Consider the following 18,794-nt stretch of genomic DNA (forward strand, 5'->3'; position numbering starts at 1 on the left):
GCCTTATTTACCGTTATTGACCAGTTCCTCGAACTTGTCACGGACCTGGGGCACGTCCATACCCACAATGACTTGCAGGGCCTTACCCTTATTGACCAGGCCAAGCGCGCCTGCTGACTTAAAGTCAGCTTCGGTTCCCACCAGCTCGGGGTTATCAACGGAGATTCGCAGGCGGGTCGCGCAGTTATTGACTTGGGCGATATTTTCAGGGCCGCCCAAGAGAGCCAGGAAGTCGCTTGCTCGCTGGGTGTAGGGGTCGGTTGCTTCTGCGGTAGCAAGACCCGCAGCGGCGTCCTCAGCCCCCATCGCACCCTTCTTTTTGGCTTCCTTGTATTCAGCCTTGGTGTAGAGCTTGGTTTGGCCGCCATCGGCTTCACGCCCGGGGGTCTTGAAATCAAATTTGAGGATGAGGAAGCGGAAGACCACAAAGTAGATAAGAGTGAAGCAGAGGCCGATAGCAATCTGGGTCAGCACCATACCTGAGTGGTTGGGCCACATGGGGATCCAGTTTTGGAAGAGGAAGTCAATCAGACCGCCGCCCATGTTGCCCACAACGCCGAAGCCATACATGGTAGCGGACATTGTTGCCGCGAGAACCGCGTGTACGGCGAAGAGCGGAGGTGCAAGGAAGAGGAAGGTAAATTCCAGGGGCTCGGTAATACCAATCAGCATTGCGGTCAAGCAAACCGGTATTAGCAGTGCCAGGGTTTCCTTGCGCTTCTCGGGGCGAGCGGTGGTGAAGAAAGCCGCTGCAATACCCAGAGGGCCGAAGACCTTGGAGTTACCGTGCAGGGCAAAACCGCCACCGGGGAAGAGTTCCTTGACGGGAGTGGTGCTGTTAGCAAAGGTATCCAGGTTAGCAACCCAGTACTTGGTGATGCCATCGGGAACAACAGCCGGGCCGAAGACGAAAGGTGTATAGATGAAGTGATGCAGGCCGGTGGGGATCAGGATGCGCTCTAGGAAGGTGTAGAGCCAAACACCGAACACACCAGAGTTCATGAAGAAGCCCTGGAGAGACCCGATACCGGTCTGAATGGTAGGCCAGACCATGACAAAGGCAAGAGCTACAGGCATCATGAGGAAGAAGCCCAGACCGTAGACGTACTGGGTACCCTGGAAGATACCCAGGAAATCGGGAAGTTTAGTGCCGAAGTAGCGGTTATGCAGCCAGACCACGATGGCGGAGATGATAATAGCACCGAAGATACCGGTGTCCAGAGTCTTGATACCGGCAATCATCTTCAGACCGGTACCGGCAGCACCTTCTGAAAGATCTACGCTGTAGTCAACGCCAAAGTTCTCGCCCCAGATGCTCAGGATTGAAGCAACGAAGTAGTTGAAGGTCAGGTAAACCATACCCGCTTCAAGAACCGCGCGGGCCTGAGCGGTCTTCGCCAAGGCAATAGGAAGACCCAGAACAAAGAGGAATTCCATCTGGTTAAAGACGGTCCAGGCTCCTGACTCCCAGACTGACCAGAAGTTATACCAGCCGGTACCCTCAGCGGCAATACCGCCTAGAAGCTGCTCGTTCTTGCAGATGATAGCGATACCAACGGCAAGACCGGCGAATGCAAAGATGAGGACGGGGGCTAACATGGCCGAGCCGAACCTCTGAATCTTCTCCATCATCGGATAAGAACCTTTCGTGTGTAGGTCGCACCTGTCCCTTTGCCTCTGGGGCAAGCGGGATCTGTCAAGTGCTGACCGTGTAAGTACTAGGCCTATCTAATCACCCTCTGTTCTATTAGTCCCCCGCTTGTACTCACTTTGGAATTAATGCCACGAACTGGCACGTTTTACGGGAGCCGGTAAAAATACCGGCCCCGGGGCCCCTACTACCGGGGGCGCTATGGCGGGGTTTTACCTAGGATAAATGGAGCAGAGAAAATGTCAGGGCACGAAAGAATGAGCCGAGGCCGCTATGAAGCTCCTAACCCTCAATACCCACAGTTGGCTTGAGATTCACCAGGTTTCCAAAATCTATGAGCTGGCGCAGTTTATCGTCCAACAAAAAATTGATGCCGTGGCCTTGCAGGAGGTTAACCAGTTTATCCACTCCCCCATCCTTGAGCATCCGCTGGGGTATGCGGGCGGGGCTGACCGCCCCGTGCGTCAGGACAATTTTGCGCTACTGCTCAACCAATTCCTGGCAGAGCTAGATCGCCCCTACCACTGGGCCTGGGCGGTCTCCCATCTCGGTTTTGAGCGCTATGACGAGGGGGTCGCGCTGCTCACTCGCGCGCCGATGCAAAGGCTTGAGTGTATCGATGTGTCCCCTACTTACACGGATCAGGACGTTGCGCGCAGGGTCGTCATTGCTGCCAAGCTGGGCGCTGAGCACGGTGGCCTGTGGGTTACAAGCGCCCACATGAGCTGGTGGGAAGTAGAGGGGGCCTCGCTCTTTGCACAGGAATTTGAGATTCTCAATAGGTCTCTCAGAGAGCTTGCTGGCTCTGAGACAGTATTACTTGCCGGTGACTTCAATAATGCGGCAGAGGTAACCGATGAGGGGTACGCGCTCATGCGGTCTTTGGGCTGGCACGATACCTATCTGACCGCAAGCCAGATTCAAGGGGAGCATACTGTGCATAAGGCTATCCACGGCTGGACTAACTTCACCCAAGCCCTCCGGATTGACCTGGTCTTAGCCAACCAGCCTCTTGACGTGGCCCAGCACAGCGTGGTGTTTCCCGATACATCAGATCAGGCTATCTCGGACCACTCCGGGCTTTTGCTCACTCTCAACCTCTAAATCGTTTCTCTCCTACAGTCTGAGGAAGGTACCCCATGACCGCCCCATCTCACCGCGAAACAGCCTGGTGGCAGGAACCCGTTGTCTACCAGATTTACCCACGCAGTTTCAAAGACTCCAACGGCGACGGCATCGGTGACCTACCCGGTATCACCGAGAAGATTCCCTACCTGGCCAGGCTGGGGGTAGACCTTATCTGGCTCTCCCCCATCTACAAGTCACCCAACCATGATAACGGCTACGACATTTCCGATTACCGGGCCATTATGCCTGAGTTTGGCACCATGGACGACTTCGATACCCTACTGGCCGCCGCTCACCAAGCGGGTATCAAAATCATGATGGACTTGGTTGTCAACCACACCTCCGATGAACACGAGTGGTTCATCCAGGCCAAGAGCAGTAAGGATAACCCCTACCGCGACTACTACATCTGGAAAGACCCCGCCGGGTATACCGAACGGGGAGAGCCAATCCCGCCCACCAACTGGATTGCCGCTTTTTCACCGTCCACCTGGGAATGGGAACCGACTACAGAACAGTTCTACCTACACATGTTCTCAGTCAAACAACCAGACCTGAACTGGGAGAACCCCACCGTCCGCCAGGAGGTCTATGACCTTATGCGTTTCTGGCTGGATAAGGGCGTAGACGGCTTCCGCATGGATGTCATTAACCTCATTTCCAAGGACCCTGCCTACCCCGATGACCCGGCTGTGGCCGCTGGGTCTAAGACCGATTCGCTGGGTATGGTGGCCAACGGTCCCCGCGTCCACGAGTTCCTTCAAGAGATGAACCGTGAAGTTCTTAGCAAGTACCCCGTGATTACCGTGGGCGAAACTCCACACGTCGATACCGCAGATGGCTTGCTCTACACCGGCTTTGACCGGGGCGAACTCCAAACCCTCTTCCAGTTTGAGCACATGGGCCTGGACGGCAACCCTAACCCGGCCCTGGGTAAGTGGAACGACACCCGCTTCAAGCTCGTAGACCTCAAAGACACCCTCAGCCGCTGGCAAAACGACCTGTCCGGTAAAGCATGGAACGCCCTCTACTGGAACAACCACGACCAGCCCCGCGCGGTCTCCCGCTTTGGCAACGACTCGCCCGAATACCGGGTACTCTCAGCCAAGATGCTCGGCACCGTACTCCACTGTTTACAGGGCACCCCCTACATCTACCAGGGTGAAGAACTCGGCATGACCAACGTCTACTTTGAAAACATCGAGGACTACAAGGACATCGAGATTCACGATGCCTACCGCAAGCTGGTTGGCTCCGGGCTGGTCAGCCACGAAGATATGCTCCGCTACATTTCTCAGTCCGGGCGCGATAATGCCCGCACCCCTATCCAGTGGAAGGCAGAAGCCCACGCAGGGTTTACAGGCGGAAAACCCTGGCTCAAACTCAACCCCCGCTACACCGAAATCAACGCGGAAGAGGCACTCGCTGACCCCGGTTCGGTCTTCTACCACTACCAGCAGCTCATTGCCCTCCGCCGCCAGCACCCGATCATGGTCAACGGGACCTATGAGCTCCTAGACCCCAAGGATGAGCAGGTCTACGCCTACTACCGGCACGGTACCGGCGCATCGGAGCAAGAGACTCTATTGGTCATTGCCAACTTCACCGATAGCACCCTGGAGCGCACCTATCAAGAACCCGCAGGAGAACATACTCTGCTGACATCTAACTACCCCGATGACACCCAAAACACCCTGCGACCCTACGAGGCCAAAGTCTATCTCTACCAAGCCTGACGGTAAGCTGGCCTTAACCCCTATCCCATAAGATCTAAGCACGCACAACAAGGAGCACCCATGGCAGATAATTCAGGTAAAAAATGGTGGAAAGAAGCGGTCGTCTACCAGATTTGGCCCCGTAGCTTCCAGGATTCCACCGGCAACGGTGTCGGCGATATCCCGGGTATCACAGCCCGCCTGCCCTATCTAGCAGAGCTAGGTATCAACGTCATCTGGCTTTCCCCGGTCTTTGCTTCACCCAACGACGACATGGGCTATGACATCAGCGATTACCGAGCCATTATGCCCGAGTTCGGCACCATGGAAGATTTCGACACCATGCTGGAGACCGCCCATTCACTGGGCATCAAAATTCTCATGGATCTGGTCGTCAACCATTCCTCCGACGAGCATGAGTGGTTCAAGCAGGCCCGCTCAAGCCGGGATAACCCCTACCGCAACTACTACATCTGGCGCGACTCCTCCGGTGTGGATGCTGAAGGTAAGCCCCTACCCCCCAACAACTGGGGTAGCGAATTTGGCGGGCCCGCCTGGAAGTACGACGAACATACAGACCAGTGGTACCTGCACATGTTCTCGGTTAAGCAGCCCGACCTGAACTGGGAGAACCCCGCCGTGCGCCAGGAAATCTTCGACCTGGTGAACTTCTGGCTCGATAAGGGTGTTGACGGTTTCCGCTTGGACGCTATCAACATTATCTCCAAGCCCGAGGGCTTACCCGATGACCCGTCGGTTGTGCCCGACAAGCACAGCTCATCTATCCCCTTTGTTATCAAAAACGGCACCCGCGTTCACGAATGGATGCACGAGCTGAATATGGCAACCTTTGACCATTACGACTGCATGACCGTGGGTGAGATGAGCTGCACCAGCCCCCAGGATGCAGTTCAGTTCTCGGGCTTCACCTCCGATGAGCTCCACATGATTTTCCACTTTGAGCACGTCGGCCTGGATAACGCCCCCGGTGAGGGCAAATGGTCATATCAGCCCCTTGAACTGACCGCCCTCAAACAGGTTCTCAACACCTGGCAGCTTGAGCTGGCAGGCAAGGCCTGGGGTTCACTCTACTGGAACAACCACGACCAGCCCCGCATCGTCTCCCGTTTTGGGAACGACAGCCCCGAATACCGGGAGCGATCCGGCAAGATGCTGGCAACAGTACTTCACGGCATGCAGGGTACTCCCTATATCTACCAGGGCGAAGAAATGGGCATGACCAACGTGAAGTTCGAGTCGATTGAGGATTACAAGGACCTCGACTCCATCAACTTCTACGACGATCTTGTCACCCAGCGCCAGCAGATCAGCGCCGATGAGGCTATGGCTCTCATACATCTCAAGGGTCGAGATAATGCCCGCACCCCCATGCAGTGGTCAGCTGGGCACAAGGCCGGCTTCAGTACCGCTGAACCCTGGATTGGGCTGAACCCCAACTATGTGGACATCAACGCTGAAGAAGCAATGAGCCGCCCCGACTCACTCTGGCACCATTACCGTCAGCTCCTAGCCCTGCGCCGAGGTGAGCTTAAAGACCTGCTGGTCTACGGCACTTTTGTTCCTCTTGCCCCTGAGGACACCGAAGTTTACGCCTACGAACGTCACGGTGAAGGGGAGAAACTGCTCGTGGTCGCTAACTTTACCGACCGTGAGCTGACTCGCGAATTTGAGCTGGCAGCACTACCGGGGGTAGAGCTAGTACTGAGCAACTATGCAGATGATGCCGGGAGCGCCCTGCGCCCCTACGAGGCAAAGATCTATCGAGTAGTTGCTTAGTTTCCAGGAGCGCACCATCATTTATATTCGCTAGATATTTTGGGTGCACAAGCCCCTGACTGCTGATTTGAGCCCCTGTTTCAGCTTCGGCTCAAGCACCTCAAGCTTTGTGATTCTACCAGCACCTCAAAGGTCTCCGCAGAGTCAGAGCCCCGCCCCTATCACGGGGGCGGGGCTCTTTGTAGCTGTGAGCCACTCGGAAATGGATAGATCACATACTAGGGACGGTAAGTGTAGCGGTACATGAAAGCCGCCATAGCTGCCCTAGTCGTTGGTGCCTGTGGGCGGAACGTACCATCGGCCCAGCCCTGAGTAATACCCTGATCAGCGAACCACCTAATCTCACGAGCAAAAGCATGCTGGGCAGAGACATCGGAGAAGACCGAACCAGCACTGGTAGCAGGCTCACCAGCTAAGCGGTAGAAGAAAGCCGCCATAGCCTCACGCGAGATACTCTCACCAGGCCGGTAAGTTCCATCGGGCCAGCCCTGGCTAATGCCGCGGTCAGCCAACCAGTTAATTTCTTTATAGAAGGGGTGAGTCACAGGAACATCACGGAAACGAGAAGCCTGCGGCGGCGTATAAGCAGGCGAACCAGCCATACGGTAGATAAAGGCGGCCATGGCCTCACGCGAGATACTCGCCTCAGGTCGGAAAGTACCATCAGGCCAGCCCCGCGTAAGGCCTGCAGAAGCCAACCAATTAATTTCACCAGCGAAAACGTGGCTAGCCGAGACGTCCCGGAAGGCAGCAGGGCTCTGATAGGGCGAAACACCACCCACCGGCTTGTAATTAAAGAATGTTGCGAAAGCCCTTAAATCGCGCACTGACCCGTTGAAATAGTTAGAGTCCCCAGCAAAGGGGCCGGTCGATGAGTACTGCCAGATATCGTAGGTCCACCAGCCCGAGGGCATAGCCCCCGGGAGGCTACTGTAACTGGCCAGGTGCAAGGGCAGGTAGTTAAAACGGGGAGTATCCCCCGTACAGGTTCGCCACCAGTCAGTGGTTGAATAAACAGCAGGGTAACGGCCGGTCAAGGCTTTGTAGGTCTGAACAAAATCATCGATCCAAGCAACCATCTGTGCCTGAGTCATATTGAAACAGATGTTACCGAATTGGCTATAAGGGTTGTACTCAATATCCAACAGGCCGGGCAGAGTCCTACCATCGGGGCTCCATCCACCACCATTTGCCACAAAGAAACGGGCCTGTTCAGCACCGCTCGACTGAGTCGGCAGGGCAAAATGGTAGCCGCCTCGCGGCATACCAACTGATTGGGCACCCCCATATTGGGAGGAGAAAGTAGGAGACGTATAGTAGTTGCCCTCCGACACCTTGACATAAGCAAAACGAGCACCCTTGGCATACTCCATTTGCCAGTCAATATAAGGTTGCCAGCCCGATACGTCCAGGCCGTACACCCCTAGCGCATCAGCCTGAGGGGTCTGGGACTGAGGGGTCTGGGACTGAACGTCATCACCTGTGTCCCTTCCCAGTTGCTCAGCACGCCAGCTCTGGGCTTTCTTCAAGCCCTGGCCCATCTGGGCGCCAGGGCTCTTACTCCCAGGCTCAGGTGGCGCTGAATCACTTTGGTAAGCGCTAGCAGGCAAAGACGCCGCATCGGGCTCCGGAGCCTCCAAGGCATGAGCCGCTGGCAAGCAGTTGCCAAGAGCCAGCACAATACTCGCAAGAGCTATCTTAAGAAAACTACTGTTCACGGGCCGTGGGGGTGGCCCGCTCAAGGTTAAAGGGTACATGTGTGTGTCGTTTTCCAGTTAGGGGGAAATATGCAGGAAGAAGGGCTGCCTACCCGAGGGGGGTGGTAAACAGCTCCCTTAATAAACTAACTGCTCTCCCCCAATTTGTAACCCCCTGCGCATAAAAGAATGGGTAGGAACCTTCCAGGCACCTACCCATTCACTAGATGAGACGAAAACTCTCACAATTCAAGAATCCAGGCTGAAACTGCTTGCCAGAATCACACAGACACCGGCTCAACACTGTGCTAAGACCTCGGCATACATCAATCATTATTTCCCACCCTTGGGCGAAAAATTGAAGTAGAGGAACCCGCTACGCTTGTGCTGTTTCCCGCCTCACCGCTTCGCTATGCTCGGCGAATAACAAAAATTTTATTTTCCCCAGGTGGGGAAAATTTTTGTTATTCCCACTCAATTGTTCCCGGAGGCTTTGAAGTCACATCCAGAACCACTCGATTGACCTCAGCCACCTCATTAGTAATCCGGTTAGAAATCTTGGCCAACAGGTCATAGGGCAAACGTGACCAATCTGCGGTCATAGCGTCCTCAGATGACACCGGGCGCAACACAATCGGATGTCCATAAGTACGGCCATCACCCTGCACACCCACAGAACGCACATCAGCCAACAGAACCACAGGGCACTGCCAAATCTGCTCATCCATACCCGCAGCGGTCAGCTCTTGACGCACGATCGCATCGGCCGCACGCAGAATATCCAGGTTATGCTTGTTCACCTCACCAATCACACGGATACCCAAACCGGGGCCGGGGAAAGGCTGACGCGCAACAATCTTCTCGGGAACACCCAGCTCGCGGCCAATAGCACGAACCTCATCCTTGAACAGCGTACGCAGAGGCTCAACCAGCTCAAACTGCAAATCATCGGGGAGGCCACCCACATTGTGATGCGACTTGATATTCGCCGCGCCCTCGCCGCCACCGGACTCCACCACATCGGGGTAAAGGGTGCCCTGCACCAAGAACTTGATGTCCCCGCCCTCAGCGCCAGCCTCTTCAATCAGCTTGCGCTGAGCAGCCTCAAAGGACCGGATAAACTCGCGGCCAATAGCCTTACGCTTAGCCTCAGGCTCAGTGATACCTGCCAAGGCACCAAGGAACCGCTCAGACTCATCAATAGTTACAACCTTGATACCCATGGTGGAGGCGTAATCCTGCTCCACCTGCTCACGCTCACCCTCACGGAGCAGACCGTGGTCGATAAAGAAACAGGTCAACTGATCACCCACAGCCTTGTGCACCAGAGCGGCCGCAACAGAGGAATCAACGCCGCCAGACAGAGCACAGATAACCTGGTCATCGCCTACCTGCTCCCGGATCTTGGCAACCTGCTCATCAATGATGTTGCCGGTTGACCAGGACTTCTCCAGACCCGCAACCTCAAACAGGAAGTTCTCAAGAGCAAGCTGTCCGTAGTCCGAGTGCTTAACCTCGGGGTGCCACTGCACGCCACCGAGCTTACGCTTCTCGTCCACAAACGCGGCAACAGTCGCGCCCGGGGTCTTAGCCAGAACCTCAAAACCTTCGGGGGCTTCAGCCACAGAGTCGCCGTGGCTCATCCACACGTTCTGGGTGGCAGGGGTACCGGTCAAGAAAGAAGAGTTCTGCGCGCACAGGACAGCGTCGGTTGCGCCATATTCACGTAAACCGGTCTGGGCGACCTTGCCACCCAGCGTCTGGGCCATGACCTGGAAACCATAGCAGATACCAAATACGGGTACGCCAGCTTCAAAGAGGGCAATGTCACCCTTGGGTGCACCTTCCTCATAAACAGATGAGGGGCCACCAGAAAGAATGATGGCTGCAGGGTTCTTAGCAAGCATCTTCTCGGTTGGCATGGTGTGAGGCACCAGCTCCGAATAGACACCAGCTTCTCGCACGCGGCGGGCGATCAGCTGCGCATACTGGGCGCCATAATCAACGACCAATACCGGGCGCTGATCCAGCTCCTCGTTGGGGGTGTGAGTAGTCACAGATGTTTACCTTTTCGGTTGTGGGTTTGGACCAGATAGACGGTACACGCTCAGCGGCAACCGAAAGATCCGGTCCCAGGGAATTCCATAGGTCTTATTCTAAAGCAGATTGGGGTCTGGCTGGCAGGCATCCCCCCAACCTGTCAACAGTTGCAGTAGCTACCGGGCTAATACCGTTTAGTTGCCTGCGGGTTGGAATCGAGCAGGGCGAGGGTTTCCGCATGAATCTTGTGCTCAACAATGAAGGAAAGGAAGGGGACCACGCCACCTAAGGCCATCACAATCATCTGCGGCAATGCCCAGCGCATCAGCAGCCAAAGACGGAAACAAGAAATCAGATAAATGACGTAAAACCAGCCGTGAACGATCAGAACCCAGGTGGAAATATTTACACCGCCGTGCAGGTTACCGGTTTCCCTATTCAGCCAGCCCAGGGCAAGGCTCTGCCCGGTCTGCGCATCCCTTCCGCCCGCAATAAGGTCATAACCAACGATGTAACGCGTAATCATCTCAGCAACCAGCAGCAACAAGAAGATACCCGATATCCAGGCGCACCACTTATAGAAGGTGAGAGCACCACGAATCTGGGCCTCCGTTCCGCCAAACTTCTTGCGAACGGTAAAACCACCGCGTGTATTTGCCTCAGCTTTGCCCTCTGCTAGGGTTACTTTCTTGCCATCGGTCCGATTGACCGGGCGGGGGGTAGGTTCTTCAGTCACCTTGTTCCCTCTTTCGTGGGTTAATTCGTTCTTCTGCGCCAGTTACCGGATTAGGGTTAAGCTGGCAGAGGCCTTATTTATCTGAGAAATCTTAGTGTGACTCGGTATTATTAGTTGATTGGACCTCATCGAAATAATAGTAGGTCTTATCCGCCGGGTCGTAGTAGTAGGGGCGGCCGGTTTCTTCGTCTACCCAGTACTCCCCCTCATACTCGAAGTAGAGAGCCGGATCATTTTTCTTTTCAACGGCGTCCTTAAGCATCCGATACCACAGATACAGCGCAAACCCAGCAAAAACCAGCCATTCTAGGGCGTAGAAGATGTTAAGCCAGTCAACATTCTCATCGGTGACCTGAGGCGCCCGCACCGGCAGGAAGTTATCGGTCTGCCCGATGATGGTGGCGTTTATAGCTATAGTTCCGTCATCAGCCAGCGGTGTCCCCTCTGTGCTCTCAGAATCAAGGGTCAGGATTCCGTCATAGAGCGGGGCGTTCCACACATTCGTGAGGTAGGCAGGGCTGGCTGACCCCAGTAAACGGTCCTTGTTCTCAAGCTGGGAGTGTCTCTGGTTACTATTGACCGGTGGGTCATTAGCCACGATACGACCGGCTACCGTCACCGGCCCTTGAGGTTCCGGAGGCACAAGGGGCTCCTTAGACCAGCCGCGCACCACAGCGATACCCCGGGGGCTAGATCCCATACTGGTTTCCACGTTCTGGCTATCTTCCGGGGTGAATAGAGCAATTACCCAGTAGCCTTGGACACCATCTTTAAGCCTGTTTTCTACCAGGTAGGAGGAGCCTGGAGTATAGGTACCTCGCGCTTCAACTACAGTATCTACAGTGCTAGCGAGCTGAGCACTGTGTGGTTGGAGAACTTCGGTGTAGGGGCCTACCCTATCCTTGGCCGGGTCAGCGGTAAGCTGCCCCATGGTCGATGAGTTAAGCTGCCACTTACTGAGCATGACAAAGCCGCTGGACAGAGCCAGCACCAGGAGCAAGCCCAGCAACCAGCGTGGGGTTAGGGCAGTTTTCAGCAACTCAGAGACCTCTTACAAACATGGGTGACAGCGCGCAGGCCCCGCTCCCCTGCATGTGAGCAGCAAGAGCGAGGCCGTCGACGCTACTTGACGTAGGGGGTGAAATTCACATCGATACGCTGGAAAGATTTCAGGTCGGTGTACCCGCAGGTAGCCAGCGCCCGTTTGAGGGCACCTACCAGGTTAGAACTACCGTCGGTGTGAGCCGAGGGGCCGTAGAGAACCTCCTTGAGGGTTCCCACGGTACCCTGGTAGGTGCGTACACCGCGCGGGAAATCTTTGGAATGGGCTTCGTTACCCCAGTACCAGCCGGCACCAGGGGCCTCAAGGGCACGAGCCAGAGGCGCACCAATCATGACAGCATCGGCCCCCATAGCCAGAGCCTTGACCATATCACCGGAGCGGCCTAGTGAACCGTCAGCGATCACATGGACGTAGCGGCCACCCGATTCGTCCAGGTAGTCCGAGCGGGCGGCTGCTACATCGGAGATAGCAGTTGCCATAGCGGCCTGGATACCCAGGCCCCGGCGGGTAGTGAGGGCCGCACCGCCCCCAAAGCCAACCAGGACACCAGCGGCACCGGTGCGCATCAGGTGCATGGCGGGGGTATAACCGGTTACACCGCCCACCATCACAGGGACATCGAGCTCGTAAATAAACTTTTTGAGGTCTAGAGGCTCACGGCTAGTCGAAACGTGCTGGGCAGAAACAGCTGCACCGCGAATCACAAAGATATCAACACCAGCTTTCACCACAGTCTCATAGAACTCTTGGGTGTTCTGCGGGGTCAGCGAACCTGCCACAATGACACCGGACTCACGAATCTCAGCAAGGCGAGCCGTTATCAGCTCAGCCTTAATGGGTTCCGAATATATCTGCTGCATGCGGCGGGTCGCGGCTGGGGCATCCTCTGCATCCAGTGCAGTGATTTCATCGAGTAGGGGCTGGGGATCCTCATAACGAGTCCATAACCCTTCCAGGTTAAGAACACCCAGGCCACCGAGCTTACCCAGAGCGATAGCGGTAGCCGGTGACATCACCGAGTCCATAGGAGCACCGATGATGGGGGTGTCGAACGCGAAGGCATCAATCTGCCAGGTGACGTTCACATCGTTGGTATCCCGGGTCCTGCGGGTAGGAACCAGGGCAATTTCATCGAGCGAGTAGGTGCGGCGAGCGCGCTTGGACATACCAATTTGGATGTCGTTCATAGCTTTTCCTTTCACCGGCCTAGCCGGTTGGTGGCTTTCTGCTCAGGCCCGCCCAATTCTAGGGGCAGGCGGTGCTAACAATCTGCGCTTAGCGGCGGTAGTTGGGGGCTTCTACCGTCATCATGATGTCGTGCGGGTGTGATTCCTTCAGACCTGCCGAAGTGATCCGCACAAACTGGCCCTTGTGCTTGAGTTCGTCGATAGTGTGGGCACCCACATAGAACATGGTCTGGCGCAGGCCGCCTTCGAGCTGGTGCAGTACAGAGGACAGGGGGCCACGGTAGGGCACCTGACCTTCGATTCCCTCGGGAATCAGCTTCTCCTCTGAGGACACATCGGCCTGGAAGTAGCGGTCCTTAGAGAAAGACTTCTTACCCCCGCGGGACTGCATTGCCCCCAGTGAGCCCATGCCACGGTAGGCCTTGAACTGCTTGCCGTTGACAAAAATTAGGTCGCCGGGTGATTCTGCGGTACCGGCCAGCAGGGAGCCAAGCATCACGGAGTCAGCACCTGCGACCAGGGCCTTACCAATTTCACCGGAGTGCTGCATACCGCCGTCCGCGATCAGCGGAACACCGGCAGGGATAGCGGCTTTAGCCGATTCATTGATAGCGGTAATCTGGGGCACACCAACGCCGGCGATAATGCGGGTGGTGCAGATAGAACCGGGGCCAACGCCCACCTTCACGGCATCGGCACCGGCATCGATAATGGCCTGGGCACCGGCCCGTGTAGCGGCCTGGCCACCCACAACATCAACGTGGGCGGCTGCGCTGTCTTTCTTGAGGCGGGCAATCATGTCGAGTACGCCCTGGGAGTGACCGTTGGCGGTATCCACGAACAGGGCGTCAACACCGGCTTCGATCAGGGTCATGGCGCGCTCGTAGCCATCACCAAAGAATCCGATAGCGGCACCGACGCGCAGGCGACCGTCCTCGTCCTTAGTGGCTCGGGGGTACTGCTCGCTCTTGGTGAAGTCCTTGACCGTAATCAGACCGGTGAGCTTACCTGCTTCGTCAATCAGGGGCAGTTTCTCGATTTTGTTACTTGCCAGCAGGTCGAAGGCTTCGTCCTTGCTCATGCCCTCATGACCCGTAATCAGGGGCATCTTGGTCATGATGTCACGGACCTTGGTGGTCTCAAAGGTGGACTCGGGTAGGTAACGGATGTCGCGGTTGGTGATAATACCGACCAGAACACCGGAATCATCCACCACGGGAAGACCCGAGACCTTGTAGTGCCCGCAGAGCGCATCAAGTTCAGCAATAGTGGCATCGGGGCCGACGGTCACGGGGTTGGTAATCATGCCCGATTCGCTCCGCTTGACGCGGTCCACGTGGTCGGCCTGATCCTGGATTGAAAGGTTACGGTGGATAACGCCCATGCCACCCATGCGAGCCATAGCAATTGCCAGGTTAGCTTCGGTGACGGTGTCCATGGCCGCAGAAATAATGGGTGAACCGATAGAGATACGGCGGGTTAGGCGCGTTGTGGTATCTGCCTCGGAGGGAATGACATCGGTGTTGCCAGGTAGCAGGAGAACGTCGTCGTAGGTAAGTCCGGTAAAGCCGAAGGGGTCTTCGCTCAGAGCAGTAGGAGTGGTCATGGAGGGGTTGCTACCTTTCGAAGGGGGTCATCTAGCGCGGGCGACACTATCTTTAATCTTAGTCTGCTTGGCTGGCTTGTGCGAGCGGACGCCCCGGCCCCTTGCAACAGCTCTGCACCGGCAGGTAGGAAGCCTCAAAGCCCATAGCTACCAGACTAGCCCACCCATTCCCGCTCTAGGTATATCCGGTCAGCTCATCTTAGAAAGCTGAATCATCTGCGGCAGTCTGTGCGCTTTGATCAGCACGATGCACAGCCTCCAAGAGGCGAGGGTCAAAGTAGGGGCCCAGAGTTTCTATATAGGTAGCGGTGAGGTGGTCATAGTCAAAGTAGGTATAGATGTTACCGATACTGACAGGACATTCGTTGTTGGGGCAGACCAAGTCTGAAAGGTTGAGAGCCGCAAACCCTGGGTAACGCCCTTCCAACGCGGTTAAAGGGCTCTCGAATACGTCCTGGCCTGGTTCCATGGTGCACTCATCGAATGTGCCAAAGGAGTCAAGGCAGTCCTTGTGCATGGTTTCCATGCGGGGCGTGTCACGAACCCCGATAACTCTGATATCCGAATGCGTTAGCTCATCTATACGCTGTTCAGCATTGGCAAGGACGGTATCGGGCAGTTCTGCCTCCGATTTGGTGCCCTGGAGTATGACGATATCCGGGTGTAGTTGCTGTATGTAGTTGGAGCTTTCTTCGGCCCATTCTTGGCATTCAAAGCCGTTGGAGTAGGCCTCGTTATCTTCTTGCCCCAGGAAGCAACCGGGGCGGGTCAGGGCAATCAAGTTCCAGCCCTCTTCCGCTGCCAGGGGGCGCAGGGCCGTAATCCACATCTGGGTGTGGGAGTTGCCCCAGGCAACCACCGTCCCGGTGGGATTGGGTGTCTGCACCACGAAGTTGCAGTCCCGCTCCAGGTATTCGGGTAGGTCCAGTTCGGGTGCGGCCTCGGTGCAGGAGGGGCCTAAATCAGCCCAGTCGGCATCCAGTACGGCCCGAATAGGGATTACGGTGGCGTCCTCGTCCCCTGTGTACTCGTAAGTGGAGTCCAGCATAGCGGCCCCGACGTTATTCGTTGCCCGGTGTTCTTCAGCGGCTACCGCCTGCCGGTAGATGGATGAGGTCCATGCGTAGGAGGGAGCCAGAGCCAGGCCCGCGAAGAGGGTAGCTGTGACAAACCCGGCGACGATGGAACGGTTGGGCCATGCCCAGTCCCGAAGCGGCTGCTCGACGGCTTTAGTCAAGGCCCAAGCTAGTAAACCAGAAATGAGGAGGAGAAGCAGTCCCGCGACGAAGCCAGCCTTGGCCTCTTTGGTCTGGGAGAGGTAGAAAATGAGGATTGGCCAGTGCACCAGGTACAGGGCATAGGAGAAACCGCCCAAAGCCAAGAGGGGGCGCCAGGTAAGTAGCTTTTCGGGGCCCCAGAGCGTGCCGGTATCCCCCGCCATGATCACCAGAGCCGCGCAGAGGGTAGGCCAGAGCGCAACATAGCCGGGGAATGTACCGTTCACATCGAGTACAAACCCACAACTCACCAAGCCCGCAAGACCTGCCCACCCCATCAGAGCGCGCAAGTGCCGGGGCAGTTTGAGCGCAGGTAGCCAGAGCGCGACCAGGGACCCCAGCGCAAACTCCCACAGCCGGGCCTGGGTATTAAAGTAGGCGGTGGTCTGGTGGGCGGCAGTCTCGTCAATGGAATAGGACAGCGACAGGGCAAAAATCAAGCCGAAAGCAAGGGTCAACAGCCAGCGCGCCCTGCGTCGGTGCTTACCCAGGGGCAGGGCAAGGAGCAGGAAAATCAGCGGCCAGAGCACATACATTTGCCCTTGGACTGAGAGCGACCAGAAATGCCGGAAGGGTGAAGCCTGCGATGAATCCGCCGCATAGTAGTCCACGGCGTTCTCGATTGACCAGTAGTTGTGCTGGTAGAGGACCACAGATTTAGCTTCATCAATAATGGGTAGCCAACGCTCAGCCGGAATAAAAAAATAGGTGCCCAGAAGGGTCAGCAGAACCGTAATAGAAGCAAGTGGAAGCAGGCGTTTAAAGACATGAACCCAGTAGGCCAGCAGAGTTTTAGCGCCCCACCAGCTCCCCGGCTCAAGGATTTTACCCTCTTCCAGCTTTCGGGTGAACGAGCCAGTTAGCAAAAATGCAGAGACGAGCAGGAAGACATCCACGCCACCTGATACCCGCCCAAACCACAGGTGGTAGGCGGCCACCAGGAGCAGAGCCAGTGCCCGCAGCCCCTGAATTTCGGGGCGCCAGGCTCGTTCTGCCTGGAGGGTGACAGTTCGTATGGTTCCGGTAGAGGGCGCCCGGTGCTGGCGGAGTTGAGAATCATTCATAGCTTCTAGCGCCGCGTAGTGCTGTGGGCTTCCTCCTTTCAGCCTACTGGTGCTCTGGCCTGCGACCTGCTAGCCAGGTCCAATCTTTCTAGCTCTTGCATCCTACCGCCACTTTCAGGTGTTTTGTTAATACAAATAGTTCTGCCCGCTACGGTGTTGGTCACCATAGCGGGCAGAACTTGAGGCGGCTGGTATACCTAGCGGACAGCTATTTTATTGAGCCTGTTCGTTCTCGTCCTCAGCGGGCTTCTCAACGACCAGGGTCTCGGTGGTCAGAACCAGCGCAGCAATGGAGGCTGCATTTTCTAGTGCTGAACGGGTTACCTTGACGGGGTCAATGACACCGCGAGCGATGAGATCCTCATACTCGCCGGTTGCGGCGTTAAAGCCGTGACCGATGGGCAACTCAGCGACGCGAGAGACAACGACGTAGCCGTCTTGACCTGCGTTCTCAGCAATCCAGCGTAGAGGCTGAACCAGGGCACGGCGCACAATGTCGATACCGACCTGGGCCTCCTGAGAGTCGAGCTTGACGCCATCCAGGGCAGCAAGCGCGTGAACAAGGGCGGTACCGCCACCGGCTACGATGCCCTCTTCAAGAGCTGCGCGAGTGGATGACACAGCGTCCTCGATGCGGTGCTTGCGCTCCTTGGCTTCGACCTCAGTTGCCGCACCTACCTTAATAACGCCAACGCCGCCGGCCAGCTTGGCTAGGCGCTCCTTGAGCTTTTCGCGGTCCCATTCGGAGTCCACGCGCTCAATTTCACTGCGAATCTGGGCGACGCGGTCAGCAACAGCCTCGGAGGTGCCACCGCCGTCAACGATGGTGGTGTTGTTCTTGGTAACTGTTACGCGTCGCGCTGAACCGAGCTGTTCCAGGGTGACAGCGTCCAGGGAGATACCCAGTTCACCGGTGATGACAGTAGCACCGGTCAGAACGGCAAGGTCCTGGAAGATTGCCTTGCGGCGGTCGCCAAAGCCAGGAGCTTTGAGGGCCACAACATCCAGGTTGCCGCGGAGCTTATTGACCACCAGGGTGGAGAGGGCTTCACCGTCTACGTCCTCGGCAATGATAGTCAGGGGCTTTTTGGCCTGAACAATCTTTTCCAGGACGGGCATAATCTCGGCAACGGTTGAGATCTTGCCCTGGTAGAGCAGAATAGCGGTGTTTTCCAAGACAGCTTCGGCACGCTCGGGGTCGGTCACGAAGGAGGGTGACAGGTAGCCCTTATCGAACTGCATGCCTTCGGTGACCTCAAGCTCAATCTCGGTGGTTGAGCCGTCTTCAATGGTGATAACGCCATCCTGGCCGACCTTAGAGAAAGCCTCGGACAGCAGTTGACCAATTTGAGGTGACTGGGCAGAGATAGCGGCAACGTGAGCCACTTCTTCGCCCTTAACTTCGCGGGCATTCGCCAGAAGGCGCTCAGCAACCAGCTTGGCTGCCTGCTCAATTCCCCGCTTAATCTCACCGGGGGCGGCACCAGCGGCAACGTTCCGCAAGCCTTCGGCAACCAGTGCCTGAGCCAGAACGGTTGCGGTGGTGGTGCCGTCACCAGCAACGTCGTTGGTGCGGGTTGCTACCTCTTTAGCCAGCTGAGCGCCGAGGTTCTCGTAGGGGTCCTCCAGCTCGATTTCGCGGGCGATGGAGACACCGTCGTTGGTGATGATGGGCGCGCCCCACTGCTTATCAAGAACCACGTTACGGCCGCGAGGGCCCAGGGTTACCTTGACAGCGTTGGCCAGTTTATCAACACCGGCCTGTAGGTGCTTACGCGCCTCATCGTTGAATTCAAGCTGTTTTGCCATGAATCCTTACTTCTTTCTTTGGGT

12 protein-coding genes are annotated in these 18,794 nt (G+C 56.5%); 3 read left to right on the forward strand and 9 right to left on the reverse strand.

What is annotated here, in order from left to right:
• Positions 1-3 precede the first annotated feature (3 nt).
• Positions 4-1,581, reverse strand: coding sequence for an alpha-glucoside-specific PTS transporter subunit IIBC (locus ACN08Y_RS00305; RefSeq protein WP_419111856.1), 1,578 nt, complete (start codon positions 1,579-1,581; stop codon positions 4-6).
• 343 nt (positions 1,582-1,924) lie between these two features.
• Between ACN08Y_RS00305 and ACN08Y_RS00310 the strand changes: the two genes are divergently transcribed.
• From ACN08Y_RS00310 to ACN08Y_RS00320, 3 genes are read left to right on the forward strand one after another with little or no spacing between them, the layout of a single operon-like run.
• Positions 1,925-2,755, forward strand: coding sequence for an endonuclease/exonuclease/phosphatase family protein (locus ACN08Y_RS00310; RefSeq protein ID WP_419111540.1), 831 nt, complete (start codon positions 1,925-1,927; stop codon positions 2,753-2,755).
• Positions 2,756-2,790: 35 nt separating this feature from the next.
• The gene (locus ACN08Y_RS00315) at positions 2,791-4,515 is read left to right on the forward strand and encodes a glycoside hydrolase family 13 protein (RefSeq protein ID WP_419111541.1); all 1,725 of its coding nucleotides are present in this window, start codon (positions 2,791-2,793) and stop codon (positions 4,513-4,515) included.
• A gap of 60 nt (positions 4,516-4,575) precedes the next feature.
• A complete protein-coding gene (locus ACN08Y_RS00320) occupies positions 4,576-6,291 on the forward strand; it encodes a glycoside hydrolase family 13 protein (protein WP_419104920.1) in 1,716 nt (571 codons plus the stop codon).
• Between the two features lie 218 nt (positions 6,292-6,509).
• Here ACN08Y_RS00320 and ACN08Y_RS00325 read toward each other — a convergent pair whose 3' ends face one another.
• From ACN08Y_RS00325 to groL, 8 genes are all read right to left on the reverse strand, one after another.
• Positions 6,510-7,820, reverse strand: coding sequence for a GH25 family lysozyme (locus tag ACN08Y_RS00325; RefSeq protein ID WP_419111542.1), 1,311 nt, complete (start codon positions 7,818-7,820; stop codon positions 6,510-6,512).
• A gap of 632 nt (positions 7,821-8,452) precedes the next feature.
• Positions 8,453-10,045 carry a glutamine-hydrolyzing GMP synthase gene (guaA, locus tag ACN08Y_RS00330; protein ID WP_419110747.1) on the reverse strand — a complete coding sequence of 531 codons (1,593 nt, stop codon included), beginning with the start codon at positions 10,043-10,045 and terminating at the stop codon, positions 8,453-8,455.
• 167 nt (positions 10,046-10,212) lie between these two features.
• Positions 10,213-10,764 (reverse strand): DUF3817 domain-containing protein, encoded by a 552-nt coding sequence (locus ACN08Y_RS00335; RefSeq protein WP_419110748.1) that lies wholly within the window; start codon positions 10,762-10,764, stop codon positions 10,213-10,215.
• Between the two features lie 91 nt (positions 10,765-10,855).
• The gene (locus ACN08Y_RS00340; RefSeq protein WP_419099351.1) at positions 10,856-11,803 is read right to left on the reverse strand and encodes an SURF1 family cytochrome oxidase biogenesis protein; all 948 of its coding nucleotides are present in this window, start codon (positions 11,801-11,803) and stop codon (positions 10,856-10,858) included.
• 83 nt (positions 11,804-11,886) lie between these two features.
• Positions 11,887-13,014 carry a GuaB3 family IMP dehydrogenase-related protein gene (locus tag ACN08Y_RS00345; protein ID WP_419111543.1) on the reverse strand — a complete coding sequence of 376 codons (1,128 nt, stop codon included), beginning with the start codon at positions 13,012-13,014 and terminating at the stop codon, positions 11,887-11,889.
• A gap of 88 nt (positions 13,015-13,102) precedes the next feature.
• Complete coding sequence (guaB, locus tag ACN08Y_RS00350) at positions 13,103-14,620, reverse strand: IMP dehydrogenase (protein WP_419110749.1); 1,518 nt, start codon at positions 14,618-14,620, stop codon at positions 13,103-13,105.
• Positions 14,621-14,819: 199 nt separating this feature from the next.
• Entirely contained in the window at positions 14,820-16,961 is a 2,142-nt protein-coding gene (locus ACN08Y_RS00355) for an acyltransferase family protein (protein ID WP_419111544.1), read from the reverse strand.
• Between the two features lie 213 nt (positions 16,962-17,174).
• Positions 17,175-18,770 (reverse strand): chaperonin GroEL, encoded by a 1,596-nt coding sequence (gene groL, locus ACN08Y_RS00360; protein WP_419099347.1) that lies wholly within the window; start codon positions 18,768-18,770, stop codon positions 17,175-17,177.
• Positions 18,771-18,794: the final 24 nt, after the last annotated feature.

The organism is Rothia sp. P5764, assembly GCF_048512965.1.
In the GTDB taxonomy this organism is placed as follows: Bacteria; Actinomycetota; Actinomycetes; order Actinomycetales; family Micrococcaceae; genus Rothia.

Coding starts and splice junctions, on each gene's coding strand:
- ACN08Y_RS00310 (WP_419111540.1), top strand. CDS start 1,925: ATGAAGCTCCTAACCCTCAATACCCACAGTTGGCTTGAGATTCACCAG.
- ACN08Y_RS00315 (WP_419111541.1), top strand. CDS start 2,791: ATGACCGCCCCATCTCACCGCGAAACAGCCTGGTGGCAGGAACCCGTT.
- ACN08Y_RS00320 (WP_419104920.1), top strand. CDS start 4,576: ATGGCAGATAATTCAGGTAAAAAATGGTGGAAAGAAGCGGTCGTCTAC.
- ACN08Y_RS00345 (WP_419111543.1), bottom strand. CDS start 13,014: ATGAACGACATCCAAATTGGTATGTCCAAGCGCGCTCGCCGCACCTAC.
- guaB (WP_419110749.1), bottom strand. CDS start 14,620: ATGACCACTCCTACTGCTCTGAGCGAAGACCCCTTCGGCTTTACCGGA.
- ACN08Y_RS00355 (WP_419111544.1), bottom strand. CDS start 16,961: ATGAATGATTCTCAACTCCGCCAGCACCGGGCGCCCTCTACCGGAACC.
- groL (WP_419099347.1), bottom strand. CDS start 18,770: ATGGCAAAACAGCTTGAATTCAACGATGAGGCGCGTAAGCACCTACAG.